21 protein-coding genes and 1 tRNA gene are annotated in these 24,718 nt (G+C 62.1%); 13 read left to right on the top strand and 9 right to left on the bottom strand.

What is annotated here, in order from left to right; all coding sequences use genetic code 11:
- Positions 1 to 21: 21 nt before the first annotated feature.
- Positions 22 to 1,155, top strand: coding sequence for an asparaginase (locus tag AC0L3X_RS17525; RefSeq protein ID WP_354131594.1), 1,134 nt, complete (start codon positions 22 to 24; stop codon positions 1,153 to 1,155).
- Positions 1,156 to 1,269: 114 nt separating this feature from the next.
- Here the strand turns inward: AC0L3X_RS17525 and glnA are convergent, their stop codons facing one another.
- Complete coding sequence (gene glnA, locus AC0L3X_RS17520) at positions 1,270 to 2,679, bottom strand: type I glutamate--ammonia ligase (protein ID WP_063982953.1); 1,410 nt, start codon at positions 2,677 to 2,679, stop codon at positions 1,270 to 1,272.
- A gap of 152 nt (positions 2,680 to 2,831) precedes the next feature.
- Positions 2,832 to 3,170: a P-II family nitrogen regulator gene (locus AC0L3X_RS17515; RefSeq protein ID WP_007603495.1), complete on the bottom strand. Its 339-nt coding sequence runs from the start codon at positions 3,168 to 3,170 to the stop codon at positions 2,832 to 2,834.
- A gap of 383 nt (positions 3,171 to 3,553) precedes the next feature.
- Between AC0L3X_RS17515 and AC0L3X_RS17510 the strand changes: the two genes are divergently transcribed.
- Both AC0L3X_RS17510 and AC0L3X_RS17505 read left to right on the top strand, forming a co-directional pair.
- Positions 3,554 to 5,053 carry an NAD(P)H-hydrate dehydratase gene (locus tag AC0L3X_RS17510; RefSeq protein ID WP_354131593.1) on the top strand — a complete coding sequence of 500 codons (1,500 nt, stop codon included), beginning with the start codon at positions 3,554 to 3,556 and terminating at the stop codon, positions 5,051 to 5,053.
- A complete protein-coding gene (locus AC0L3X_RS17505) occupies positions 5,053 to 5,490 on the top strand; it encodes a GNAT family N-acetyltransferase (RefSeq protein WP_354131592.1) in 438 nt (145 codons plus the stop codon). Before AC0L3X_RS17510 ends, AC0L3X_RS17505 begins: the two co-directional genes overlap by 1 nt.
- Before the next feature lie 4 nt (positions 5,491 to 5,494).
- On the opposite strand, the gene AC0L3X_RS17500 is transcribed toward AC0L3X_RS17505, so the two are convergent.
- On the bottom strand, positions 5,495 to 6,811 hold the full coding sequence (locus AC0L3X_RS17500; protein WP_354131591.1) for a multicopper oxidase domain-containing protein: 1,317 nt from the start codon (positions 6,809 to 6,811) through the stop codon (positions 5,495 to 5,497).
- Between the two features lie 154 nt (positions 6,812 to 6,965).
- On the opposite strand from AC0L3X_RS17500, the gene AC0L3X_RS17495 reads away from it, so the two are divergent.
- The 6 genes from AC0L3X_RS17495 to AC0L3X_RS17470 all read left to right on the top strand — a co-directional run bounded on the left by AC0L3X_RS17495 (position 6,966) and on the right by AC0L3X_RS17470 (position 14,576).
- Positions 6,966 to 7,050 (top strand) — tRNA-Leu (locus AC0L3X_RS17495).
- A gap of 174 nt (positions 7,051 to 7,224) precedes the next feature.
- On the top strand, positions 7,225 to 8,586 hold the full coding sequence (gene tig, locus AC0L3X_RS17490) for a trigger factor (RefSeq protein WP_354131590.1): 1,362 nt from the start codon (positions 7,225 to 7,227) through the stop codon (positions 8,584 to 8,586).
- Positions 8,587 to 8,987: 401 nt separating this feature from the next.
- Positions 8,988 to 9,620, top strand: a complete 633-nt coding sequence (locus AC0L3X_RS17485; RefSeq protein ID WP_063982958.1) for an ATP-dependent Clp protease proteolytic subunit — start codon at positions 8,988 to 8,990, stop codon at positions 9,618 to 9,620.
- A 461-nt stretch (positions 9,621 to 10,081) separates the two neighbouring features.
- Positions 10,082 to 11,353: an ATP-dependent Clp protease ATP-binding subunit ClpX gene (gene clpX / locus AC0L3X_RS17480; protein ID WP_014494834.1), complete on the top strand. Its 1,272-nt coding sequence runs from the start codon at positions 10,082 to 10,084 to the stop codon at positions 11,351 to 11,353.
- 324 nt (positions 11,354 to 11,677) lie between these two features.
- Positions 11,678 to 14,101, top strand: coding sequence for an endopeptidase La (lon, locus tag AC0L3X_RS17475; RefSeq protein WP_063982959.1), 2,424 nt, complete (start codon positions 11,678 to 11,680; stop codon positions 14,099 to 14,101).
- Positions 14,102 to 14,171: 70 nt separating this feature from the next.
- Positions 14,172 to 14,576 carry a GFA family protein gene (locus tag AC0L3X_RS17470; protein WP_166342027.1) on the top strand — a complete coding sequence of 135 codons (405 nt, stop codon included), beginning with the start codon at positions 14,172 to 14,174 and terminating at the stop codon, positions 14,574 to 14,576.
- 221 nt (positions 14,577 to 14,797) lie between these two features.
- Here AC0L3X_RS17470 and AC0L3X_RS17465 read toward each other — a convergent pair whose 3' ends face one another.
- From AC0L3X_RS17465 to AC0L3X_RS17445, 5 genes are all read right to left on the bottom strand, one after another.
- Entirely contained in the window at positions 14,798 to 15,919 is a 1,122-nt protein-coding gene (locus AC0L3X_RS17465) for a tyrosine-type recombinase/integrase (protein ID WP_473316560.1), read from the bottom strand.
- 196 nt (positions 15,920 to 16,115) lie between these two features.
- Complete coding sequence (locus AC0L3X_RS17460; protein ID WP_473316559.1) at positions 16,116 to 18,560, bottom strand: DUF3631 domain-containing protein; 2,445 nt, start codon at positions 18,558 to 18,560, stop codon at positions 16,116 to 16,118.
- A 321-nt stretch (positions 18,561 to 18,881) separates the two neighbouring features.
- On the bottom strand, positions 18,882 to 19,247 hold the full coding sequence (locus AC0L3X_RS17455) for a helix-turn-helix domain-containing protein (RefSeq protein WP_473316558.1): 366 nt from the start codon (positions 19,245 to 19,247) through the stop codon (positions 18,882 to 18,884).
- A gap of 17 nt (positions 19,248 to 19,264) precedes the next feature.
- A complete protein-coding gene (locus AC0L3X_RS17450) occupies positions 19,265 to 19,783 on the bottom strand; it encodes a hypothetical protein (RefSeq protein WP_473316557.1) in 519 nt (172 codons plus the stop codon).
- 722 nt (positions 19,784 to 20,505) lie between these two features.
- Positions 20,506 to 20,874, bottom strand: a complete 369-nt coding sequence (locus AC0L3X_RS17445; RefSeq protein ID WP_473316556.1) for a hypothetical protein — start codon at positions 20,872 to 20,874, stop codon at positions 20,506 to 20,508.
- A 276-nt stretch (positions 20,875 to 21,150) separates the two neighbouring features.
- On the opposite strand from AC0L3X_RS17445, the gene AC0L3X_RS17440 reads away from it, so the two are divergent.
- Positions 21,151 to 21,867, top strand: coding sequence for an AbiV family abortive infection protein (locus AC0L3X_RS17440; protein WP_473316555.1), 717 nt, complete (start codon positions 21,151 to 21,153; stop codon positions 21,865 to 21,867).
- Positions 21,868 to 21,953: 86 nt separating this feature from the next.
- Here AC0L3X_RS17440 and AC0L3X_RS17435 read toward each other — a convergent pair whose 3' ends face one another.
- Positions 21,954 to 22,100, bottom strand: a complete 147-nt coding sequence (locus AC0L3X_RS17435; RefSeq protein WP_473316554.1) for a hypothetical protein — start codon at positions 22,098 to 22,100, stop codon at positions 21,954 to 21,956.
- A gap of 499 nt (positions 22,101 to 22,599) precedes the next feature.
- On the opposite strand from AC0L3X_RS17435, the gene AC0L3X_RS17430 reads away from it, so the two are divergent.
- The 3 genes from AC0L3X_RS17430 to AC0L3X_RS17420 all read left to right on the top strand — a co-directional run bounded on the left by AC0L3X_RS17430 (position 22,600) and on the right by AC0L3X_RS17420 (position 24,717).
- Entirely contained in the window at positions 22,600 to 23,046 is a 447-nt protein-coding gene (locus AC0L3X_RS17430; RefSeq protein ID WP_473316553.1) for a hypothetical protein, read from the top strand.
- Positions 23,047 to 23,356: 310 nt separating this feature from the next.
- A complete protein-coding gene (locus AC0L3X_RS17425) occupies positions 23,357 to 23,833 on the top strand; it encodes a hypothetical protein (RefSeq protein ID WP_473316552.1) in 477 nt (158 codons plus the stop codon).
- A gap of 215 nt (positions 23,834 to 24,048) precedes the next feature.
- Positions 24,049 to 24,717, top strand: coding sequence for a uracil-DNA glycosylase family protein (locus tag AC0L3X_RS17420; RefSeq protein ID WP_473316551.1), 669 nt, complete (start codon positions 24,049 to 24,051; stop codon positions 24,715 to 24,717).
- The last annotated feature ends 1 nt before the right edge of the window (position 24,718 follow it).

The following is a 24,718-nucleotide window of genomic DNA, read 5'->3' as shown; positions in this document are numbered from 1 at the left end:
CTTAAACGGGAGGAAAATTCGATGACGAAGCATGCCGCCAGACCAGCAAGCCGCCGCCGAAATCGGACATTGATGCTCACCGTTCCGCTGGTCGCCCTCGCACTTTGGTCGTGGAGGATCGATGCGGCGCAGGCCGCAGAGCCGGGCAAGGACGCGACGGCGGCCGGCCTGCCGCGCATTCTCGTGCTTGCGACGGGAGGCACCATCGCAGGCCAGGCCGACACGCGCGCGACCGGCGCGTACAAATCCGGCCAGATCACCGGGGAGCAGTTGATGCAGTCGGTACCGGGCCTGGACAAGCTCGCGAAGCTGAACGCTGAGCAGATTTCGTCGATCGGATCCCAGGACATGAACGACAAGGTCTGGTTTGCCCTGGCCCGCCGCATCCAGGACGCCTTCGACAAGAATGAAGCCGATGGAATCCTCATCACCCACGGCACGGATACGCTCGAGGAGACCGCGTTCTTTCTCGACAATGTCGTGCGCGGCGACAAGCCGGTGGTGATCGTCGGTTCGATGCGTCCGGCCACGGCGGTGAGTGCGGACGGCCCCGGCAATCTGTACGAAGCGGTGCAGGTGGCGGCCGATCCGCGCTCTCGCGGCCGCGGCGTGATGGCCGTGCTGAACGACAAGATCCAAAGCGCCCGCTCGATCACCAAGACCAACACCACGAGCATCGAGACGTTCAGCTCCCCCAATGACGGCCCGATCGGCTATGTCGACACCGCCGGCGGCATCCGTTTCATGACCCAGGCCGCCGGCAAGCGCACGACCTATCCGCTCCCGGCAGGCGAGCAATTGCCGCGCGTCGAGATCGTCTACTCGCATGCCAACATGGACGCCGTTCCGATCGAGGACGCCATTTCCCACGGCGCCAAGGGCATCGTGCTGGCCGGCGTCGGCGACGGCAACACGTCGAAGCAGGCCCTCGATGCGCTCGAAGCGGCGGCGAAGAAGGGCATCATCGTCGTCCGCTCCACGCGGGTTCGATCCGGCTTCGTCACCCGGAATGTCGAGGTTGACGACGACAAGAACGGGTTCGTCGTGTCCGAGGACCTCAATCCGCAGAAGGCCCGTGTTCTCACTCAATTGCTGATCGCGGGCGGGGTTACGGCTCCGGCCGAGCTCCAGCGCGCCTTCACTGCAACGTGGTGATTGGGCGCGTCGTGTCCTGCAGGGAGGGTTAGCGTAATCCACCCTGCGACTCCCCAAAACGAAAAGGCGCTCCTCGCGGAGCGCCTTTTGCTTGTCGCAGAGAGTTTGGGCCGCTTAGCCCGAATAGTACATGTCGAACTCGACCGGGTGCGGGGTCATTTCGAAGCGCTCGACCTCGGTCATCTTCAGCTCGATGTAGCTGTCGATGAAGTCGTCGTCGAACACGCCGCCGTTCTTGAGGAAGCCGCGGTCCTTGTCGAGGTTTTCGAGCGCCTCGCGGAGCGAGCCGCACACCGTCGGGATCTGCTTCAGCTCTTCCTTCGGCAGGTCGTAGAGGTCCTTGTCCATCGCCGGACCCGGATCGATCTTGTTCTTGATGCCGTCGAGGCCGGCCATCAGCATCGCGGCGAAGCCGAGATAGGGATTGGCGAGCGGATCGGGGAAGCGCACCTCGACACGCTTGGCCTTCGGCGAAGCGGTGTAGGGGATGCGGCAGGAGGCCGAGCGGTTGCGCGCGGAGTAGGCGAGCAGCACGGGAGCCTCATAGCCCGGGACCAGACGCTTGTAGGAGTTGGTCGACGGGTTGGTGAAGGCGTTGATCGCCTTGGCGTGCTTGATGATGCCGCCGATGTAGTGAAGGCAGGTCTCCGACAGGTCGGCGTACTTGTTGCCGGCGAACACCGGCTTGCCGTCCTTCCAGATCGACTGGTGCACGTGCATGCCCGAGCCGTTGTCGCCATAGACCGGCTTCGGCATGAAGGTGGCGGTCTTGCCGTAGATGTGCGCGACCTGGTGGATGCAGTACTTGTAGATCTGCATGTGGTCGGCCATCAGCGTCAGCGTGTCGAACTTCATGCCGAGCTCGTGCTGGGCGGACGCGACTTCGTGGTGATGCTTCTCGACCTTGACGCCCATCTTGGCCATGGCGCCGAGCATTTCGGAGCGCATGTCCTGCACGGAGTCCTGCGGCGGCACCGGGAAGTAGCCGCCCTTGGTGCGGACGCGGTGGCCGAGATTGCCGCCTTCATATTCGGTGTCGGAGTTGGTCGGCAGCTCCGAGGAGTCGAGACGGAAGCCGGTGTTGTAGGGGTTGGCGGAGAAGCGCACGTCGTCGAACACGAAGAACTCGGCTTCGGGGCCGACGAACACGCTGTCGCCCACGCCCATCGACTTCACCATGGCCTCGGCCTTCTTGGCGATGCCGCGGGGGTCGCGGTTGTAGGGCTCGCCGGTGGTCGGCTCGAGCACGTCGCAGGTGATGACCATGGTGGTCTCGGCGAAGAACGGGTCGATCGTCGCGGTCACCGGATCCGGCATCAGGCACATGTCGGACTCGTTGATCGCCTTCCAGCCGGCGATCGAGGAGCCGTCGAACATCGTCCCTTCGGCGAAAATGTCCTCATCGATCATGCTGATGTCGAACGTCACGTGCTGCCACTTGCCGCGCGGATCGGTGAAGCGCAGGTCGACGTATTTGACGTCGTTGTCCTTGATCGATTTCAGGACGTCTTTGGCGGTCTTCATGCATACCCCTTTTGGCTCTGCGGGTCGGTTTCCAGGTGAGCAAGATTGTTCTCGCTTTTGGCGAGTTCGCGCGCGAGCGCACAAACAAAATCAGGCCGCCGAAGCAGCCTTTTTCTTGTCGGAGTGTCGCAAAATGCGGGATAGCACCCGGCTCAGATAGCGTCCAGCCCGGATTCGCCGGTCCGGATGCGGATCGCCTCTTCGATATTGGAGACGAAAATCTTGCCGTCGCCGATGCGCCCGGTCTGCGCGGCGCGGCGGATCGCGTCGATGGCGCGCTCGACCAGATCGTCGCCGATCACGATCTCGATCTTCACCTTGGGGAGGAAATCGACGATGTATTCTGCGCCGCGGTAAAGCTCGGCGTGGCCCTTCTGCCGGCCAAAGCCCTTGGCCTCGGTCACGGTGATGCCTTGCAGGCCGACTTCCTGAAGCGCTTCCTTCACCTCGTCGAGCTTGAATGGCTTGATGATGGCTTCGATTTTCTTCACTGCGCGCCTCCCGGCCTTTCGATCAAATAGCAACGTCTTCGTCAGGATGCGCTTTTCTTAACGCACGATCTTGTCTTCGCTATGCCGGGATGCCTGACCAACCCGGCAACAACGGCCGGCCACACCCTGATAGATTGCCAGTGAGCACGACGAACCGAAGCGGCTTCCTCGAAAGCAGGGTCTATGCCAAGTTGCAAATGCCCTGATTATTGGAGCGTTATCAGCCTTTTAACGCGCATCTCTGATAGGTGGAGCCGACTGGCTCAAAATACCGCAGACTACGAAATAGGCAATCGGTTCAATATCTGTGCAAATCGTTGTTCTGCCGGGTGGGTCTGTACGGAACGTGCCTGTTGAAAAGGCGTTTGGACCAGGGAAGTGGCATGGAAGTTCTGACCAACGCTGAAATGCAGCGCGCCGACCAGCTCAGTATTGCGGCAGGCACGCCCGGCTTCAAGCTGATGCTCAGCGCGGGACAGGCGGTCGCGGAGGCCGCCAATGCGCTGGTGGAGGAGGGGCCGATCCTGATCGTGGCCGGTCCCGGCAACAATGGCGGCGACGGTTTTGTCGCAGCCGCCGAACTCGCCGCGCAAGGGCGCGACGTCTCGGTGATCCTGATGTGCGAGCGCGACCAGCTCCAGGGTGACGCGGCCTCCGCGGCGCGCGGCTGGAAGCACCCGGTGCTGCCGTTCAATCCGCAGGCGATCGGAAAGCCCGCGCTGATCATCGATGCGCTGTTCGGCGCGGGCCTCAGTCGCCCGGTCGACGGCGAGGCGCATGCGATGATCGAAGCGATCAACGCCAACGGCGCCCCGGTGCTCGCGGTCGACCTGCCGAGCGGCATCAACGGCACCAGCGCAGCTGTGATGGGCGCGGCGGTGAACGCCACCGAGACCGTCACCTTCTTCCGCAAGAAGCCGGCGCATTTGCTGCTGCCCGGCCGTATGCATTGCGGCCACGTGCGCGTCGCCGACATCGGCATCGACGCACAGGTGCTGGACGAGATCGCGCCGCGGACCTTCGAGAACGATCCGGATTTCTGGGGCACCGCCTTTCCGGTGCCGCGCATCGACGGCCATAAATACGCACGGGGCCACGTGCTGGCGGTCTCGGGCGATGCCGCCGCGACCGGCGCGGCGCGGCTCGCCGCCCGTGGGGCTTTGCGGGCCGGAGCGGGCCTTGTGACATTGGCAACGCCGCGCGATGCGCTCGCGATCAATGCCAGCGCGCTGACTGCGGTGATGGTTCGCGCCTGCGACACAGCGGTCGAATTCGGCGCGTTGCTCGGCGACAAGCGCTACAGTACCTGCCTGATCGGACCCGGCGCGGGCGTCGGCGATCGCACCTGCGATCTGGTCCACACGGCGCTTCACGCGCAGCGGCATCTGGTGCTGGACGCGGATGCGCTGACGAGCTTTGCCGCAAACCCCGAGCGGCTGTTTGAATCGATCAAGTCCTCTGAGGACAGTGCGGTGGTGCTGACGCCGCACGAGGGTGAATTTCCGCGCCTGTTCTCCGACCTCAGCAACAAACATCCGGGCCGCTCGAAGCTGGAGCGCGTCCGCGCCGCGGCCGAGCGCTGTGGTGCGGTCGTGCTGCTGAAGGGGCCGGACACGACGATCGCCGCCCCTGACGGCCGCGCCACCATCGCCGCCAACGCGCCGCCCTGGCTCGCCACCGCGGGCGCCGGCGATGTGCTCGCCGGCATCATCGCAGGGCTCCTGGCGCAAGGCGTTCCGGCCTTCGAGGCCGCCAGCATCGGCGTCTGGATGCATGGCGAGGCGGCAAGCGAGGCTGGGCCGGGGCTGATCGCGGAGGACCTGACCGAGACGCTGCCGGCCGTGCACCGGCGGATCTATAGTGCGCTGGGGGTGGAGTATTAGTGCTCAGGCAGCTCGCACTCACCGATATGGGCGAGGCCGCGCAGGTCCATCGGATTGCGTTTGACCAGGCGATGCCGTGGCTCGTTGGGCTGCACACACCTGACGAGGACAGCTGGTTCTACCGCGAGCGCGTTTTCACGACGTGCCGTGTGTGGGGACGGTTCGATGATGGCGTCCTGAGCGGGATCATCGCCTTCCGCGAAGGTTGGGTCGAGCAGCTCTATGTGCTTCCCGCCGCCCAGGGGCGCGGCGTCGGCACAGAACTCCTCGATGTCGTCAAGCGGGCCAGCGACCAGCTGGAGCTCTGGACCTTCGAGCGCAACGCGCCGGCGCGGCGCTTCTATGAGGCGCGCGGGTTCGCACTGGTTGAGCAGACCGACGGGGCGCGGAACGAGGAGCGGGAGCCTGACGCTCGCTACCTCTGGACGGGGCGGTAGCCGCTCACTCCACCGCGTACCAGCGCACCAGCCGCGGCGCGGCCCAGTCGGTCACGACGGATTCGATCAGCCAGCGTCCGGGTGAGGTCGCCGCGAACGCGATGCGCTGGGTCTGGCCGGGCTCGATTGCGAGCGTGTCGAGCCAATAGGGCTTCCAGCCGTCGTCGAGCTTGTCGAGCAGGCGGAAATGATGGCCGTGCATTTGAAACACGGTCGTGGCCGGTCCGGGGTTCTTGAGGGCCAGCACGACGGTGCGGCCGGCCTTGGCGCGGAAGACGGGATTGGAGGAGACGGAGAAGCTTGCAGGCCGTGCCCAGCCGGCCTCGGGCGCGCCGAGCGCGACATCGAACCGCAGGGCGCCTTTGAGGTCGAGCTTCTCGGGGAGGTCGTTCAGGGGGAGCGGCTGTGGCGGCAACAGCGGCGCGCGCCGCTCGAGCTTGCCAGATATCGTGAGGCTCCCGACCTGGCGCGCCTCCTTGCCGTCATGCAACAGGAATGGGGCCGATGTGGCCGCGTCCACGAAGGCGTCGGCGCGTGCGCCGGGGGCGAGCACCAGGGCGCCGTTGCGCGCCGGGAATGGCTCGGCCGGCTGTCCGTCCAGGGCCATCACCTGGACCTCGTGGCCTTCCAATTTGATCGCCAGAACAGAACGTTGCGAGCCGTTGATAAAGCGCAGCCGCAGCCGCTCGCCGGCCGTGGCTGAGAGTTCGAACGAAGTCCGTCCATTGAGGGTAAAGAGCGGTGTCGCGTCCCCGGGGGCGCGGCCGGGCGGAAGCGCGGTCCCATCCGGCCGCAGGCGCCATTCCTCGATCAACAGGACCTCGTCGCGGTCGACAGGGACGCGATTTGTCTCGCCGGCGATGATCGGAAGCGGGCGCGCGGGCAGCTTCAGACCGTCTTCGAAGAGGCGGAAGTCGGCTGCCAAAGTTCCTGCATTTGGTATTGAAACAATTGAGGTTTCAGTCACATCCGGCGCAGTCGGCGTACGCCCTCGCAACGGGTCGGCCCCGGCCGGGCCATTCAGGCCGTACCAGACTGGCGCAAGCGGGACAGGCAGGTCGTTCCGGAAGACCACCTCGCAGCGGTCGCCTCGCTTGAGACGGACGTTGCCGATATGGCTTACGGCGGCCAGCTCCCAGATCGGTGTAGCCGGCTGACCCGGCCTGAGCGCCAGGGTTGCCGGCCTTGCCTGCAGGGCGAGCTGGGCGGTGACAGCGGGGGCCGCGCCGCCGGCGATCAACCCGGCTGCGGGGGCTGCAAGTCCAGCTCCAAGTCCGGCCAAAACCTCACGCCGGGTCGGGTCAGAGATCCGCGTTTTCATGGCTCGATGCGGACCATGAAGCGCTGGATAAGTCCAGCCGTCGCGCCTACTTAAAGCCTGTCTCTATCGGGCCATTTTTTTGCTGCGAACAGTCAGGCACATGCTATAAGCCCGGCCGCCCGCGGCATCGCGGCCGGTCTTGATGCAAATTCACGCGGGCGTGGCGGAACTGGTAGACGCGCTGGATTTAGGTTCCAGTGACGAAAGTTGTGGGGGTTCGAGTCCCTCCGCCCGCACCAAGCGCTTTCAGCGTTTGCACGGATTACCGAAGGGCTGCTTCCTCACGGAGTGTTTCCGGCGGAAGTGGTCCGATGAACCACCGGCGTTGAGGCGTCTTGCCTCGCGCCGGTTCGATTAATGACAGCGTCCCGACGCATGCGTGCCGGGGCCGAGCGAGAAGAAGATTGGACGCCATGCAGGTCACAGAAACCCTCTCGGAAGGTTTGAAGCACGAGTTCAAGATCAGCGTTCCCGCGTCTGATCTCGACGCCAAGGCTGGTGCCAAACTCGTCGATCTCAAGGACAAGGTCCGCATCAACGGCTTCCGCCCCGGCAAGGTGCCGGTCGCTCACCTGAAGAAGGTCTATGGCCGCTCGGTGATGGCCGAGACCATCGACCAGACCATCCGCGACACCAACACGCAGCTGTTCTCCGACCGCGGTTTCCGCCTCGCGACCGAGCCGAAGATCACCATGCCGACAGAGCAGGCCGAGGTCGAGGAGCTGCTCAACGGAAAAACCGATCTGACCTACACGGTCGCGATCGAAGTGGTGCCCGCGATTGCGCTCGCCGATTTCAAGAGCTTCCAGGTCGAGAAGCCTGTCGCCGACGTGTCCGACACCGATGTCGACGAAGCCATCAAGCGCATCGCCGACAGCAACCGCGGCTATGCGGCCAAGGCCGAGGGCGCCAAGGCCGAGTCGGGCGACCGCGTCACCATCAACTTCAAGGGCACCATCAACGGCGAAGTCTTCGAGGGCGGCACCGGCGAGGGCATCCAGGTAGCGATCGGTTCCAATACCTTCATCCCCGGTTTCGAGGAGCAGCTCACCGGCATCGGCGCCGGCGAGACGCGCACGCTGAAAGTGTCGTTCCCCAAGAACTACATGAACGACAAGCTCGCCGGCCAGCCGGCCGAGTTCGAGACCACCGCGACCTCGATCGAGGCGCCGCAGGACGTCGCGATCGACGACGAGTTCGCCAAGACGCTTGGCCTCGAATCGCTGGACAAGCTGAAGGAAGCCGCGCGCGAGCGTCTGGCTGCCGAGTTTGCCGGCGCGACGCGCCAGCGTGTCAAGCGAGCGCTGCTCGACCGCCTCGACGAGGCGCATCGCTTCGAAGCGCCGCCGTCGCTCGTCGACGAGGAATTCAATCTGATGTGGAACTCGGTCAAGGCCGAGATGGATTCGGCCGGCAAGACCTTCGCGGACGAGGATACCACCGAAGACAAGGCCAAGGACGAGTACCGCAAGATCGCAGACCGCCGCGTGCGGCTCGGCCTCGTGCTGTCCGAGATCGGCGAGAAGAACAAGATCACCGTGACCGACGACGAGGTCGGCCGCGCCGTGATCGAGCGCGCTCGCTCGATGCCGGGTCGCGAGAAGGAAGTCTGGGACTATTACCGCAACAACGCCCAGGCGTTGGCCCAGCTTCGTGCACCGATCTACGAGGACAAGGTCGTCGACTTCATCCTCGAGCTCGCCAACGTGACCGAGAAGAAGGTCTCGCGCGAGGACCTGTACAAGGACGAGGACGCGGAAAAGACCGCAGCCTGAAGGCTCTAGAGCGTTTTCGAGCGAAGTGGATACCGGTTCGCGTAAAGAAAGCGCGTCAAACTTAGAATCTAGAGCTCCGTTCCGATTCCATCGGAACGGGGCTCTAGGACAGCCTTCCATTAAGGATGATCAGCAAAGGGGCCCGGCTAGCCAACTGGCTGGCTGGGCCTGTTTGCGAGAATCAGCTTCAAGTGCCCCGTGGATTAAGCCTTAATTCGCTCCGCACTTGTCTGGCGCGAATTGGGCTATATCTGTCGGTACGCCCTGTACCCAAGTCTTATACCAAGCGTTCTACCTCTACCCACTTCCTGCATCACTGGCGTCCATCGGCCTTCCGGCAAATCCAGCCAAACTGGCAGCCAAGACTGGCAATGTCCGCCTCCTAAAACCCTAGGTGACTCATGCGCGATCCGGTTGAAACCTACATGAACCTCGTGCCCATGGTGGTCGAGCAGACCAACCGTGGCGAGCGCGCCTACGACATCTTCTCGCGCCTGTTGAAGGAGCGCATCATTTTCCTGACCGGGCCGGTCGAGGACGGCATGTCGACGCTGGTGGTCGCGCAGCTCCTGTTCCTTGAAGCGGAAAATCCGAAGAAGGAAATCTCGATGTACATCAACTCGCCGGGCGGCGTGGTGACGTCGGGCCTCGCGATCTACGACACCATGCAGTTCATCCGCCCGCCGGTCTCGACGCTGTGCACGGGCCAGGCCGCCTCGATGGGCTCGCTGCTGCTCTGCGCCGGCGAGAAGGACATGCGCTTCTCGCTGCCGAACGCGCGCATCATGGTGCACCAGCCCTCCGGCGGCTTCCAGGGCCAGGCCACCGACATCATGCTGCACGCGCAGGAAATCCTGAACCTGAAGAAGCGGCTCAACGAGATCTACGTGAAGCACACTGGCCAGACCTACAAGACGATCGAGGACGCGCTGGAACGCGACAAGTTCCTCACCGCGAACGACGCCAAGGAGTTCGGCCTGGTCGACAGGGTCATCGACAAGCGCGCCGAAGAGCCGGCGGCGAAACCGCAGTAACGCGAACGGGGCTGCAACATCGATCCCTGGAATACCTATGGGGATTTCTCGGGATCGTCAGGGCGACGTTCACGTTAACGGCGCACTACGCGGCGGCGCAAAAAACAGTCTTGCGCCCCGCGACAGGCAGAAAGTTCCGCTTTCGTGCTTGTTTTTCGTGGCAATCCAGCAACTCCGGGGCGATTTCGATCACTTCGTCCGTGCCAAGACGTGAAATCACGGTATTGTCACGGGTAGCCAGCGCCCCCTCGATTAGCGAATTCTTGATAGTCGGGTGACAGCATGGTTGGCTACGATTGATCGGCTATGATCGCGGAGAATCGAGTGACCGTGATTCGCACGGGATGTAACGCGTAGGGTCTTTTTTGGTACGGAATTTGCTCTATTTGAACTTCATACGGCATGCGTGCCGGAATGGAGCGATCGAGCGGAGCGGGATCGAACCGCGGACGGAGACATGAATGAGTAAGGTCGGCACGAGCGACTCCAAGAACACGCTGTATTGCTCGTTCTGCGGCAAGAGCCAGCACGAAGTCCGCAAACTGATCGCGGGTCCCACGGTCTTCATCTGCGACGAGTGCGTTGAGCTCTGCATGGACATCATCCGCGAGGAGAACAAATCCTCGCTCGTGAAGTCGCGCGACGGCATTCCGACGCCGAAGGAAATCTGCAAGGTCCTGGACGATTACGTCATCGGCCAGAGCCATGCGAAGAAGGTCCTGTCGGTCGCGGTGCACAATCACTACAAGCGCCTCAACCACCAGACCAAGCACAACGACGTCGAGCTCGCGAAGTCGAACATCCTGCTGATCGGTCCGACCGGTTCGGGCAAGACGCTGCTCGCGCAGACGCTCGCCCGCATCCTGGACGTGCCGTTCACGATGGCCGACGCAACGACGCTGACCGAAGCCGGCTATGTCGGTGAGGACGTCGAGAACATCATCCTGAAGCTGCTCCAGGCCGCCGACTACAATGTCGAGCGCGCCCAGCGCGGCATCGTCTACATCGACGAAATCGACAAGATTAGCCGCAAGTCTGACAATCCCTCGATCACGCGCGACGTGTCGGGTGAGGGCGTGCAGCAGGCGCTGCTGAAGATCATGGAGGGCACGGTGGCTTCGGTCCCGCCGCAGGGCGGCCGCAAGCATCCGCAGCAGGAGTTCCTGCAGGTGGATACCACCAACATCCTGTTCATCTGCGGCGGTGCGTTCGCCGGCCTCGAGAAGATCATCTCGGCGCGCGGGCGGTCGACCTCGATCGGCTTCGCCGCCCAGGTGCTCGCGCCGGAGGATCGCCGTACCGGCGAGATCTTCCGCCACGTCGAGCCTGAGGACCTCCTGAAGTACGGTCTCATCCCCGAATTCGTCGGCCGTCTGCCGGTCGTGGCGACGCTCGAGGATCTGGACGAGACCTCGCTGAAGAAGATCCTCACCGAGCCGAAGAACGCGCTGGTGAAACAGTACCAGCGGCTGTTCGAGATGGAGAACATCGAGCTGACCTTCGCCGACGAGGCGCTTGGCGCGGTCGCCCGCAAGGCGATCGAGCGCAAGACCGGCGCGCGTGGTCTGCGTTCGATCCTCGAGGCGATCCTGCTCGAGACCATGTTCGACCTGCCGGGCCTGGAAGGTGTGGAAGAAGTCGTGATTTCGCGCGAAGTCGTGGAAGGTACGGCCCGTCCGCTCTACATCTACGCCGATCGGTCCGATCGCGCCGTCGAGAACGCCAGCGCCTGATTTTCGGCGCTGGAACGCTCCAATCGTCTTTGATAGTAGCGGCTGCGGAATGGTTCTCCGCAGCCGATGTTGCGTCGCTTATACGCGTGCGTAAGCGCCTGATGGCGCGCGTCTTTCAATGACTTGACACCCCCCCGGTCGATAGCCACCTAATGTCGGCGGCGAGCGAGAATTCTCTTCAAGATTCGCCTCAGTTCCGATCCGGCAAGCCCGGTCCAACCTTCGAATGGTAGGCCGGTTTTCTGGATCACCTCGGCACCTTGTGGCGGTTGCGCATGAGCATGGCGGGCTGCGTGCAAGGGGGCAAAGCAAAAGGAAAAGGCCATGACTAATCCAAAACCCCGGCCAACCATCGTCCATGGCGAAACGCACGCCTATCCCGTGCTGCCGCTGCGCGACATCGTCGTCTTCCCGCACATGATCGTTCCGCTCTTCGTCGGTCGCGAGAAGTCGATCCGCGCGCTCGAAGAGGTGATGAAGAACGACGCGCTGATCATGCTCGCGACGCAGAAGAACGCGTCCGACGATGATCCGGCGCCCGATGCCATTTACGAGACCGGTACGCTCGCCAGCGTGCTTCAGCTCTTGAAGCTTCCCGACGGCACCGTGAAGGTGCTGGTCGAAGGGCTCGAGCGTGCGCGCGTGCAGAAATACACCGATCGCAGCGAGTACTACGAAGCGACCGCGATTGCGCTCGCCGACACCGATGCGAAGTCGGTCGAGGCGGAGGCACTGTCGCGCTCGGTCGTGTCCGATTTCGAAAGCTATGTGAAGCTCAACAAGAAGATCTCGGCCGAGGTCGTCGGGGTCGTGCAGGCGATCACCGATTTCGCCAAGCTCGCCGACACCGTTGCCTCGCATCTCGCCGTCAAGATTGCGGATCGCCAGCAAATCCTGGAGACGCTGTCGGTCACCACGCGCCTCGAGAAGGTGCTGGGCCTGATGGAGAGCGAGATCTCGGTGCTGCAGGTCGAGAAGCGCATCCGCTCGCGCGTCAAGCGCCAGATGGAGAAGACCCAGCGCGAGTATTATCTCAACGAGCAGATGAAGGCGATCCAGAAGGAGCTCGGCGACGACGACGGTCGCGACGAACTCGCCGATCTCGAAGAGAAGATCTCCAAGACCAAGCTCTCCAAGGAAGCGCGCGAGAAGGCGCAGCATGAGTTGAAGAAGCTGCGCCAGATGTCGCCGATGTCCGCGGAAGCGACCGTCGTGCGCAACTATCTGGATTGGCTGCTGTCGATCCCGTGGAACAAGAAGTCCAAGGTGAAGAAGGATCTGGAATCGGCGCAGGCGGTTCTGGATGCCGATCACTACGGGCTGGAGAAGGTCAAGGACCGTATCGTCGAGTATCTCGCGGTGCAGTCGCGCGCCAACAAGCTGACGGGCCCGATCCTGTGCCTCGTCGGACCGCCCGGCGTCGGCAAGACCTCGCTCGGCAAGTCGATCGCGAAGGCGACCGGACGTGAGTTCGTGCGCGTCTCGCTCGGCGGCGTGCGCGACGAGGCCGAGATCCGCGGTCATCGCCGCACCTATATCGGTTCGATGCCCGGCAAGATCATCCAGTCGATGCGGAAGGCGAAGTCGTCCAATCCGCTGTTCCTGCTGGACGAGATCGACAAGATGGGCGCCGATTTCCGCGGCGATCCGTCTTCGGCGCTGCTCGAGGTCCTCGACCCCGAGCAGAATGGGACCTTCAACGACCACTACCTCGAGGTCGACTACGATCTGTCCAATGTGATGTTCATCACGACCGCGAATACGCTCAATATTCCGGGGCCGCTGATGGACCGCATGGAGATCATCCGGATCGCGGGCTACACCGAGAACGAGAAGGTCGAGATCGCGCGCAAGCATCTGATCCCGAACGCGGTGTCCAAGCACGGCCTGGACTCCAAGGAGTTCTCGATCGACGACGACGCGCTGCTGCTGTTGATCCGCCGCTACACCCGCGAAGCGGGCGTGCGTAATCTGGAGCGTGAGCTCTCCACACTCGCCCGCAAGGCGGTGAAGGAGCTGATGATCTCCAAGAAGAAGTCGGTCAAGGTCACCGAGAAGACTCTGGAAGAGCTTCTGGGCGTGCCGAAGTACCGCTACGGCGAGATCGAGAGCGAGCCGCAGGTTGGCATCGTCACGGGCCTTGCATGGACCGATGTCGGCGGTGAGCTCTTGACCATCGAAGGCGTCATGATGCCCGGCAAGGGCAAGATGACGGTCACGGGCAATCTGCGCGACGTGATGAAGGAATCGATCTCGGCGGCGGCGTCCTACGTGCGCTCGCGTGCGATCGTCTACGGCATCGAGCCGCCGCTGTTCGACCGGCGCGACATCCACGTGCACGTGCCGGAAGGCGCGACGCCGAAGGACGGTCCGTCGGCGGGCGTGGCAATGGCCACCGCGATCATCTCGGTCATGACCGGCATTCCGGTCCGCCACGATGTCGCGATGACCGGCGAGATCACGCTGCGCGGCCGTGTGCTGCCGATCGGCGGCCTGAAGGAGAAGCTGCTGGCTGCTGCCCGCGGCGGCATCAAGATGGTGCTGATCCCCGAGGACAACGCCAAGGATCTCACGGAGATTTCCGATGCGATCAAGGGCGGCATGGAGATCATCCCGGTGTCGCGACTGGACGACGTCGTCGCCAAGGCGCTGGTGAAGAAGCCGGTGCCGATCGTCTGGGAAGAGGACACCAAGGTGACGGTGAAGCCGGACGGGGACGAGGCCGCCGGCGGACTGACCGCTCACTGAGGTTCAGCGAAAGATGATAAAACGGCGCCTTCGGGCGCCGTTTTTGTTTTGGGGGCAGGGGATCAGGGCGATGCAGATCGACGGGCAGTGCCATTGCGGGCAGATCACCTTTGAGGCCGAGATTGACCCCGAGACGGTGTCGGTCTGCCATTGCCGCGACTGCCAGACCCTGACGGGATCGCCGTTCCGGGTGACCGCGATCTGCACCAAGGCCGACGTCAGGCTGACCAGCGGCACGCCAAAAGTCTACGGCAAGCGCGGCGACAACGGCCGGATGCGCTTCCAGCACTTCTGCGCCGACTGCGGTTCCCCGCTGTTCACCAGCGGCGAGGGCGACCAGGCTGACGATTGGGGCATCCGCTGGGGCTCAATCCGCCAGCGCGACAAATTGCGGCCCGTCAGGCAGATCTGGTGCCAGTCGGCGGCGGTGTGGATCGACACGGTGCCGTTGCTGCCGGGCCGACCGCAGGATTAGGCTGGATTGCCAAGCCGAAGCTCGCCGCAAAAAGCCCGCCTTCGCCCGTTGGCATTCGGCGTGGCAGCCTGCGTCGCTGCGCGAGCGCAGGCTGGTGGGCGGTCACGGATTCGAACCGCGGACCCTCTCGGTGTAAACGATACTGGAAAAACCCGGCGCTAGCAATTTCAATGCTTTGCGTGTTGCCCCGATGCACCCTGTTCTATCTTGGTTCGGCGTTTTCATGGGCGTTTCATGGGCGTGGCGGTTCTGCCAAAGCGTGGCATGGCTTCGAAGACGCGGTTGAAGGTGCCGGGCATGTGGTGCTTGTAGTGGCGGCGGATGATTGCTTCGGACACGCCGCAGTAGTCGGCAACGTCACTGATCGCGACGCCAGCCCGGAGATACCAACTGATCGCGGTGTGTCTCAGCGTGTGCGGGCTAACATCCGGCAGCTTGGCGGCGGCTCGGACGTTCTCGAATGCTTTGGTGATCCGCAACACCGGCTTGCCCTGCCACTCGATAACGGAATGGTTGGATATGCCAAGGCGCTGCCAGCGCCGCATGTGCGACAGCAGTCGCGGGTTAATATCAACGGTCGGCTGGCGCTTATTGGTTTCACGGACGCCGAGCCCCTTGCGGACGAAGGTGCCTTTGTCGAGATCGACATAGCCGCGCCCGATAGTCGGCATAAGGGCCGCGCCGCAGATCGCTCCGGCCCGCGTCCCGGTGTAGAGACCGACCAGAATGAAACGGGCGACATGCTTCCCGGTATAGGGACCGAGACTACCGCCGCGATGACGTTGTCGAGTGCGCCACGCGGTCCAGATCAGATGTGCCGCCTCGCTTCGCGTCAGCCAGCGGTCGCGAGCTTCCGGTGCGTCGGGCAGCACCGGACGGAATTGTTGGATTGCGCCGCCCACCTTGTCGCGAAGGTGCCAGTTGATCGCGGCAGCCAAGTCCTCCAGATCGCGGCGGGCAGCGGACTGAAAGCCACGCTGCTCGGCGTACTGGCGCTGCAAGGTGCCGTTGAGATCGGCCACAACGTGAAGCCCGAAGAAGTCGAGCAGGTTGTCGAGCCGCTTGCGGATAGCTTCGGGCCGCGACAGCTTTTGCGCGTGTTCCGTCCAATAGGTCGAGATGGCATCTGCTACTTTGACGGCATTTGGATCACCGCCGCGCCCGGCCTTCGGCTCGTGTTTGGCTTTGAGGTAGCTCTCGAAGAAGCGCTCGGCTCCCGCAAGGTCGCCTTTGCCGCAGCCAGTGCTAGTTTCCTTTCCTCCATCGAGGATGACGTAGACTTCGGCTCGGTCGTTGCGGGCAGGTCTGAGCCAAAGCCTGGCACTTTTGCGGGGACGCGGCATTTGGTTTTCATTTCCTCAATGTCGGCGAGCGTGGTGAAATCCTTGCCCGCAATTCTGTAAATTGCCAAGTGTCCGGCCGCCGCCTCACGGCGCAGACCGCTCGCCTTAATGGAGCCATCAGGAAAGGCGGCCCGCGCTGCGGTTTCCAGCCGCAGCATCGCATTCGGATCGATGTTCGGGACGATTGTTTCTGCACTCATGGCCGATCATTCCGGGCGGACTTCTCAAGTGCGTCCTTTGGGCTGTGGCCCTCGTCAGAGCCGCTCCGATACAGCGCCTCGCATTCGCGGTGCAGCCGTGCCGTCTGCCCGTCGCTGAAGTAAACTTCTTTGCCACCCGCACGGCCACATTGCGTGCAGACTTCGCGCTCTTCGCCAGCCCCCCCGTTTTGAACCGCAACACCGCAACGAGGCCGGTCGTTATTGGGTTTTTCGCATTTTTGATCCGCAACATCAGTTGCGGCCGTTGCGCTTTGAAAAGGCTCAGAAGTGCCTTTTTCATAACGATCGTTGCGGTGTTGCGGTTTGGAAGACCCCTCCGGGTCTAGAAAGCGTGAGAACGGCTCCTCAAACTGGTGAAGGTAGTAGCCTTTTGGGGTCCGCTTCTCGTCGATGCGGATGCTGCCCGGTACTATCTTCAACGGCTTCAGCAGCCGGGCGAGCTTATTCTGCGTGATTGGCTTCTCGTTTCGGCCAAACTCGGCCCACGGCCGTCCATCCATCTCGGCGAGCGCCTCGACCAGTGCGGCCGATGGCATCCGGTCGACCTCGCGGCATGCGAAGACCGTCCTGATGTCCGCCAGCAGAAGTTCCAGCAGCGCGGCGTCGTCGATATCGGCGGCGACACCCGCCAGCGCAGCCGCTTGCCCACGCTCCAGCCAGCCACCGCCCGCGACCGTCGCGACGGCGAGCAAGGGCCGCCAGTTATCCGCCGCCCGGTTGTAGATGCCGGTCGGCATGTCCGGCTCGGTCGCCGCGATGGCCACCGCATTGTCTGCCGTCCAGCGCGCCAGCTTGCGCGCCAGCACGACGAGATGCCCGACCCGGTCGAGCCGGAACGGCGTGATGGTCTCGTCGCGCTTCCGGCGCGTCAGGATGATCGGCACCGAGCGATCAGTCAGGGTGGCGGGCAGTTGCCCGATCAGCGCGATGGCGCAGGCACCGTAGGTCGAGAACGAGCGCGGCTCGTGGTCGTCGCCGACGTTGCGCAACACGGCACCGCCCTTGCGATGGCCGCTATTGAGGATGCCGCGCAGTTCGTCGTTGTCTCGGAGGAACGTGTCGGCCTCGTCGATCATCAGGGTCGGGCGGAAGCCTTCGACGACCCGGAAGATCGCGCTGGCCGAGACATTGGCCGCAGGCAACGGCCGCAGCACGAGTTGAGACATCACGTCGAGCGCGGTGGTCTTGCCGCAGCCCCGCGTCGGCGAGGTGATCGCCAGCCGTGGCGAGATCATCGTGCAGTCGAGAAGGAAGGTATGAGCAGCCCACAAGGTGCAGGCGTCGCGGCTGGCCTCTGGCATGACGACGTGTGCGCCTATCGCCTTGGAGATTTCATCCAGCAGCATGGCACCATCGACCGGCTCCGGCCACGGCTCCGGCTCCGCAAACGTGATCGCGCCGCCCTGCATGCCGCTGACTTTATCGTCGCCGAGCCGTGCCCGCTCGCCCTGAACCAGTCGGTCAAGAACGGGCGCACGAACTCCCAGCGCATCGGCCGCGACCTTGCGTTCCTGCTCGTACTTGATCAATGAGAGCTTCGCGAGCCGCGAGATCGCTACGCTGGTTATGCTTTCCTGGTCATCGGGCTTGGCGTCATCGGCACTGGTCGCCGGACCGCTCGGCCCCCACAACGGCGCTTCCTTCACTTCCTTCGCCAGCCTGACGCCAGCGGTATCGTTGGCGATGAAGTTCGAGACATCGGCCCCGTCGTGCCGATCAGGAAAAAGATCGATGATGCGCACCGACGAGGCGACGCCATGGATCGCTATGGCGACCTTCTGCGCATGCGCGCGACCGGGGGGATCGGCATCGGGCAGGACCGCGACGTGCCGACCCTTGAAGAACTGCGTCAGCGCGGGATCCCACTTGGCCGCTGCGCCCTCAGAAGCCGTCGTGGCCACGAAGCCGATCTTGGCGAGGGTATCGGCATCCTTCTCGCCCTCGCAGAAGTACACAAGGGCCGTGATTGGAGTGGCGAGGAGTTGCGGCAGTCGATACGGAATCTTCGAGCCATCAGGCTTGCCCTTCGCCCAGCCGATGCCGTCCCAGTGATACTGCGGGAATTGCTTTTTGCCGGTCCCATCCCGGCACTTTCGGACCTTGAGGTAGCGTTCGCCGTTCTGGTCGTAATAGATGTGTTCGCCGAGCGTGGTCCACGCCGCCTTGCCGCCGTTGGTCTTCTCCTGCGGCTGCGGATCCGGCAGACCGAGCTTCGTGCGGACGTGATCGCGGCAGTCCTTCCAGTCATCGCCCGCGAAACTGTGCGTCACGAAGCCTTCGCGATCCGCCGGGTCGGGTTTCACCGACAGGCTACGGTCACCGGCACTGTGTCCGGGACCGGGACAAAGCACCTCAGCGCCTTGCACGTCGCCCCCGAGCAACTCGGCAATCTTCGTGAGTGGAGGTAACGGGGCGATCATGCGCGCCCCCGCGTCGGAATGAGACGACGGCGCTCCCAGCGCGTCGCATGTTCGTCCCGATAGTCGGCAATGGTCCAGCCATCGCCGGACGGTGGCGTTGACCTCGTGCCCCAACTGCCATCGCGGTCAGCAAACGGCTGGTCGCGGGTCACTACGCTCTCTACGACCGCGAATGGGGTGGGCTGGGATTTAGTAATGCGCACAGCGGGCCTCCATCGAGGGAGGCCGACGCGGTCTTGGCGAATGCGCTGATCGGAACTATATTCGGGGTGTTCGATGCCCAAACAGTTCCGGCCGACGCCGTTCCAAGGCGTCGGCTTTTTATGTTTCAGTTACTTCCGCACGCGCGACACGCTTTGCCATCTTGATCGGCGCAACGTCGTGGATGTCGGGAAGCCGCGCAGCCCATTCGACCAGATCATCCCTCGTGATGATGGTTCGAGAGCCGAGTTTGCGGGCGCGTAGCCGCTTGGCGGCGATTTCTTCGCGGAGCTTGGTCAGGCCGATACCTGCCGTCTCCGCTGCTTCATCCATGCCATAGGCAATACGTTGGGACATGACCTCTCCACCTGTGCCAAGCCCGCGCGCCGTACGAGTTACAGCGACAACGGGCGAGCGACAGTGATGAGAGAACCACGATTTCCATTTCAACTCGAACAGCCAGATCGCCCGCAAATTGGCGAGCATTTTGTGGGCTATTGAGTTCAACCGCTTCTATGCGCGGCGAGTTTTTTTTGGCGAAGTCTGCGGCGCGCTACGCCCTTTTTGGCGATTTTTCTTGCGAGGTATGCGGTGATATTCGGAAGCTCCCGCTCGACCATTTTTCTCGCACTCTCGCCGTCCAATCCGTGGGGCTTGCCGACCTCCTTCCATGGTCTGGGCGTCGATCGACCCTTTTTGGACTTGCGTGTAGGACTTTTACGCGAGCGCGATAGGAACATTTCATAAGCAATGCCGAAGTGCCTACCGGGCTTACTGGGACGGCCCGGCCCGGGTTTCAGGCCGAGATGCTGATCAAAGCTTTTTTTGTTTTTCTTTGAGAGGTAGGCCTCTGCTGCACCCGCAAGCCACTGGAGAAGTTGCGCATCCGCAAGCGTTTCGTGCGCCTCGTACTCGTCAAGGTGTTTTTTTATTTGCTTGGTCAAGGCGCGCAGTCGCGCACGGGCTTCCGTCGGGCTTTTAGGCTTGGAAACGGCTGGGCGCAGAGTGCCCTTCTTGGCCATAGGCGTGTTTCCGCAGACACCCGCAATGAGGGCAACGCGTCGAACTGTGATCATGTGCGTACAAAAAAGCCGTCACCGGAGGCTTCGGGGTGTACGGTGACGGCCTCTTGTATCGCTTAGTGTCCACCAGAATGGACGGGACCGATGGTCGGCCCAATCAGTTAACGGATCGCTAACGACGCCGCCTGTTCGCTGGTGATGGTGTGGCCGCCGTCGCGTCGTGGTGATGCTGATGCCGCGATGCTTCGCCTGTCCCGCTGCGCCCTGCTGTGCGGATCGCGCCGCGTGACCGCCTGTGCGCTAGCGCGGCTGGGCCGCCCTGCGCTGGCGGCGCGCTGTGGGGTTTCCCTGCGGCCTTCCTGCGGCCTCGACGCTGACGCCTGCCGTTGCCCTGTCATCGCGGTGCCGCGCTCGACGCTGGCGTGGCCGTCGCCTGCCGCTGCCCCTTGGCGCTGGAGCGAACGTTCGCTCCGTTGCGTGACCGCGTGGCGATGACGTGATGCCGTCCGCTGTCGGTCGCCCATTGCGCTACTTGTTCGCTTCCAGTCACGCGCGAGCTTCTGAGCTTCGGCTATTTGCGGAGGGGGCATGCGGCTGGCGACCCGCTCGCGGTTGGACGCAGCCGGGAAGCCCTGCGAGGCCGCTAGATTGAACAACATGTGCGCCAAGACACAGTCTTGCGGAACGCCCTCCCGGCGGTGCGCTCGCTAATTTTGCGCGGCTCACCTCATCTGGCGGGGTGCTGGCGAGGTGATGTAGCCCTTCGACACCGCTTGCGGAAGCGTCAGACACTCGCGATAGCTAGTTGCTGTCCGGTTCTGTGCCTTTGCCATCGCCTCGGCGTCGCGGTCGAACACACTCTTACCCGCAAGGCATAGGTTTAGGTTTCTTGCTGGCGACGTGTCCATGAAGTAGGCGTGGAAGGTAATGTCGCCGACCGCTGGCCAGACTTCGATGAGGACCACGGTGTTGCCGTCGATCTCCGGGTAGGGCTTAGGCGGATACTTTAGTTCTTGGCCAGATGCGATGATCGGCACGGTCAGACAGGCAACTACACTGCCAGCCAGAGCGATCCATTTATGCCAAGCCATCCCGTCTCCCCGCTGGGTGACCTACAGTTTAGGGGCCGGACCGGCGGCTGCATAGCCTCTCCACGAGCAGCCTCGCCCCAGCGCAATCAGGGTCCTGTGGAGGGCGCGAGTTTGTGCGGGGTCCGCGCGACCGCGACCTCTGAGGATTTGCAGTTACGAATTCCGGGCTTAATTGTATGCCAGTCGGTACACAAAGGACGATCCATGGCGACCTGAACTAGACTTGCGAACAAATATGCGCTGTGGATCGCGGTCAACAATTACCGGGTTGCTGAAATGCCAGAGGCACTTCCAAAGGTCGATCATGAGTTCTTAAGCGTCCTTGTGCGCGGTGCCGAAAAGACGTTCGACAACGCTGAGAGGCTCTACTTCGAAGCCGAAATCTTGGCCAAAGCCGGTGCAACGGCGCGAGCATTCTGCCTTCATCAGATTTCTCTCGAAGAATGCTCGAAGATCGAGAAGATGGGTGCATGGGCAACCGGCCTGCTGTCTGGCCTTGACGTTGACCAAAACAAAGTCCTCGCCGCATTCAGACGCCATTCCTCCAAAAACAAGGGCAACGCATACATGCTGGAGGGTTCGGAAGCAGAAGAGGAGGCCAAAGCGCGCGGCGATTGGGAGACCGCCCTGCAGGAATTTAAGAAGTTCCAGCAGGAATTCCATGAGGCGTCGAACGACGCGAAAAATGCGTCTCTTTACGTTGACTGGAAGGACGGTGAATTCGTCTCGCCAACCGAGCAAATCACCCCAGAAATGCTCGAACAGATCATCGAACGAAATCAAACGTTTCTGGGATACGCCTCCAACGGCCTGAAGGCGCTCAAACGGTTGGATAAGTCTCCTGACGATTTGCAGGACTTGATAGTCGAATTTATCACAGCCGCAGAAAAGACACGCGCCGAGAAGCCCGATGATCTAATGGCGGTTGGCAAGGACCTCATCCAAAAGTTCTTGGATGCGGGATTGAAGAGGCTCAAACACAAGCCTGATTAAGCAAGAACCTGTGTCAACCTATGGGTGCCGTCCTAGGCCACGTCCGCAAAGCCTTGGATCGTTTACGGCGAGACCGGCCCGCGTCGTCACTTGCGCTGCTGCTTGATCGCCCACAGCCGGTAGGCTTCGTCGATGGACCAGTCCGGTTCGGTCGGCTCCGGGACCAGCTTCGCGCCCTCGTTGCGGAAGTGATCGAGGCCACGGACCATCGCCTTGCCCTTCAACGTGTGCATGTCGAGCGCGTAGTCTGGTATCGTCGGCGCCGAAATCCTCCAGCATGGATCGAGGCCCGATGGCGGCGGCGAAGTGACAGCCCGCGCGAGACTTCGGCGCGCGCGCCATCATGCGGATCTCGCCCGCGATCTTTGCCGCGACGAGCGCGCGGGCCTGTTCGATGGAATAGGCGTGGATAGTGAAAATCAGCTTGCCGTTCTGGATGACGGTGAAGGGTTGCGGGTTTCGCATGGCTTGCTCCTGTGGAAGCTCGGTCGAACCCCGAGCCTCAATGTTCAGCCAAAGAAGCGGCCCGCAGTAAAACATTGTTTTCACGCGGAAATTTATTGTCCAACATTGTTTCGGGCCTGATCTCCGCCGGTAGCGCGGGTAAGCCGGTGCGGGAGGCTGGCCAAGTGCCCTGATCTGTGGCTTGCCAGATTGGGAGAACCGTTGTGTGGGCCTTTCCTTCATCTCATGGTTGCGGTACTTGCCTCGTAGGGCTGGGGGATAAGGGACATGCGTAATTTGGGATTAGCCGTGGCGCTTGCCGTGGCACTGGCAGGGTGCGCAATCCAGCGCGCTCAAGTGGCTCAAGACGCCCGAGCGCAGATGGTTGGGCTTTCCAAGGAGCAGGTTCTCGGATGTATGGGGCCACCGGGAAATAAGGCTGCAGAAGGCCAGACCGAGGTTTGGTCCTACGCTTCCGGCAACGGCTTCTCCTCCACAATCGCAACTGCCGATGTGAATACCACTGGCCAAGCTTCACGCGTGGGCAATCAGGTATACGGCTCGGCCAATTCGACAGGTTTCGGCACGGCTGTATCGACGCGACGTTTTTGTACGGTCAACGTCGTTATGACAAACGGGCTAGTAAGTGCCGTTAACTATCAAGGCCCCACCGGAGGATTGCTGACGGCTGGTGAGCAATGCGCTTTCGCCGTTGATGCCTGCGTTAAGAAATAATGATGTCGTGATGAGACGACCGAAGACAACGCCGGTCCATGAGTTGGAACGCTACATGCGGTGCAAGGACTGCTCGCAGGTTCGTGGTTATCCGTACAAGCGCAGCGCCACTTGTTGCGCTGCGGGCGACGAAGATCAGCGCCAGCGATCCGCCGTCGCATTGGTGGCCGGGTGAAAGGTAGAACCAGTCCCAGGGCATTGCAACTTTTGTGGATCGGTCGCCTTCCATTGCTCGCCCTGATAATAGACGTGGTATCTTTCGCCGGTGGTCCATACAGGACCCGGTCCAAACAGGGAGGGGCAGAAAAAGATGGTGGCCGAGGTCTTCGCAGGTCTGAGCGCGTTTAATTCAATGTTCAACATCGCGAAGTCGATGAAGGACATGAACGATGAAAACGTGCGTAATAAAGCTGTATCCGAGCTTTGGGAACATATCTTTACTGCCCAGACAAGATACGCCGAAGCGTCGGAAAAAATTCATGAGTTGGAAGCGAAGCTGAAGACCTTCGAGGATTGGGAGGTACAAAAAACGAAGTACGAGCTTGTTGAACTGGAGCCGGGCATCCGGGTTTACCGCACCAAGCAGTCCGAAGCGGAAAATGGACCATCGGTCGAGGTGTGCATCGGTTGCTTCGGTGACCGGCACATCGGAATATTGCAGAGCCAGACTTGGAACCCCGGTAGATGCAACGTGCTGGTTTGCAACGACTGTGGGTCCGTCCTTTATCTAAACGGAAGTCCCCATCCTGACCACCAGACGTATAGGCCGACGCCGTACAAGCCCTGACCAGCCTGCGTCCAGATGTGAAATCTCTACAGCATCACGACGAACCAATCCGCGATCATCGCGCTGTTCCGCGCGACAACCGCTACGTCGGCTTGCAGCCAATGCGCCTTTCGAAATTATCCAGCGCTAGGGAATGCATGCGGCAGTACGGCCCAGAGCGGTCAAGTTAAGTAATGAATGGGGGACAAATGGGTTGTGAAGTCAAGAAGGAGCAGATGCGAGAACTTGTGCGTCTACGCCGCAATGGATGGGTACCAGAAGGTTGCTATCGGCTTGGCGACGCGTTGCTCAACAATGGATTTTGGGACGAGGATGAATTTGTAGTGCCTTGGTCAAAGTCCGCCAAGAATTATCGCGCGAAGGTCATGTTGATAGCGCAGGATTGGGACAGCTTCGAACGGCTGTCTATGCCACTAACGGAAGATCACCACAGAATAAAGTTGGCAGGGCGCGACGTGACCCTTCAGACAAACAAGCGCATCGACGAGCTGCTGCTCAAGCATTTTGGTTTAAGGTGGGAAGACACGTTTGGGACAGATGTCTTCCCTTTCGTAAAGCCGGGTAAGATGCGCGGCCGCTTAAATTGGAGCGACTTCGTCCGGTGTGCGGAAGACTTCGCACTGAAGCAAATAGAAATAATCAAGCCCTTGCTAGTGATTTGTCTGGGGCGTTCGACAACGTTCAGGGCGGTCGCGCAGGTGAGACGACACCCATTTACAAAGAATGGGGATAACCCCTTAGGTCCTATCAAATACAACGGCGTCGAAATCTATGGCGTCACTCACACTGGCGGCTGGGGCAATGCGTGGCCAGAAAGAATTACTACGGAATGGACCTATCTTGCCCAGAGACTTCGATATTTGGAAGGCGCCGCCGGTGAGTGAA

Source organism: Bradyrhizobium sp. MI1.7, assembly GCF_055811795.1.
The sequence above is the reverse complement of the archived record's forward strand: the minus strand, read 5'-3'. Positions and strand labels throughout refer to the sequence as shown.

Bases quoted from the DNA above. Each gene is read 5' to 3' on its own strand.
- AC0L3X_RS17420 (WP_473316551.1), top strand. From the start codon at position 24,049: ATGCGAGAACTTGTGCGTCTACGCCGCAATGGATGGGTACCAGAAGGT.
- AC0L3X_RS17435 (WP_473316554.1), bottom strand. From the start codon at position 22,100: ATGCACACGTTGAAGGGCAAGGCGATGGTCCGTGGCCTCGATCACTTC.
- AC0L3X_RS17525 (WP_354131594.1), top strand. From the start codon at position 22: ATGACGAAGCATGCCGCCAGACCAGCAAGCCGCCGCCGAAATCGGACA.
- AC0L3X_RS17445 (WP_473316556.1), bottom strand. From the start codon at position 20,874: ATGGCTTGGCATAAATGGATCGCTCTGGCTGGCAGTGTAGTTGCCTGT.
- tig (WP_354131590.1), top strand. From the start codon at position 7,225: ATGCAGGTCACAGAAACCCTCTCGGAAGGTTTGAAGCACGAGTTCAAG.
- AC0L3X_RS17440 (WP_473316555.1), top strand. From the start codon at position 21,151: ATGCCAGAGGCACTTCCAAAGGTCGATCATGAGTTCTTAAGCGTCCTT.
- AC0L3X_RS17455 (WP_473316558.1), bottom strand. From the start codon at position 19,247: ATGCTCGCCAATTTGCGGGCGATCTGGCTGTTCGAGTTGAAATGGAAA.
- AC0L3X_RS17465 (WP_473316560.1), bottom strand. From the start codon at position 15,919: ATGCCGCGTCCCCGCAAAAGTGCCAGGCTTTGGCTCAGACCTGCCCGC.
- AC0L3X_RS17500 (WP_354131591.1), bottom strand. From the start codon at position 6,811: ATGAAAACGCGGATCTCTGACCCGACCCGGCGTGAGGTTTTGGCCGGA.
- clpX (WP_014494834.1), top strand. From the start codon at position 10,082: ATGAGTAAGGTCGGCACGAGCGACTCCAAGAACACGCTGTATTGCTCG.
- AC0L3X_RS17450 (WP_473316557.1), bottom strand. From the start codon at position 19,783: ATGGCCAAGAAGGGCACTCTGCGCCCAGCCGTTTCCAAGCCTAAAAGC.
- glnA (WP_063982953.1), bottom strand. From the start codon at position 2,679: ATGAAGACCGCCAAAGACGTCCTGAAATCGATCAAGGACAACGACGTC.
- AC0L3X_RS17430 (WP_473316553.1), top strand. From the start codon at position 22,600: ATGCGTAATTTGGGATTAGCCGTGGCGCTTGCCGTGGCACTGGCAGGG.
- AC0L3X_RS17470 (WP_166342027.1), top strand. From the start codon at position 14,172: ATGCAGATCGACGGGCAGTGCCATTGCGGGCAGATCACCTTTGAGGCC.
- AC0L3X_RS17460 (WP_473316559.1), bottom strand. From the start codon at position 18,560: ATGATCGCCCCGTTACCTCCACTCACGAAGATTGCCGAGTTGCTCGGG.
- AC0L3X_RS17425 (WP_473316552.1), top strand. From the start codon at position 23,357: ATGGTGGCCGAGGTCTTCGCAGGTCTGAGCGCGTTTAATTCAATGTTC.
- AC0L3X_RS17485 (WP_063982958.1), top strand. From the start codon at position 8,988: ATGCGCGATCCGGTTGAAACCTACATGAACCTCGTGCCCATGGTGGTC.
- AC0L3X_RS17510 (WP_354131593.1), top strand. From the start codon at position 3,554: ATGGAAGTTCTGACCAACGCTGAAATGCAGCGCGCCGACCAGCTCAGT.
- lon (WP_063982959.1), top strand. From the start codon at position 11,678: ATGACTAATCCAAAACCCCGGCCAACCATCGTCCATGGCGAAACGCAC.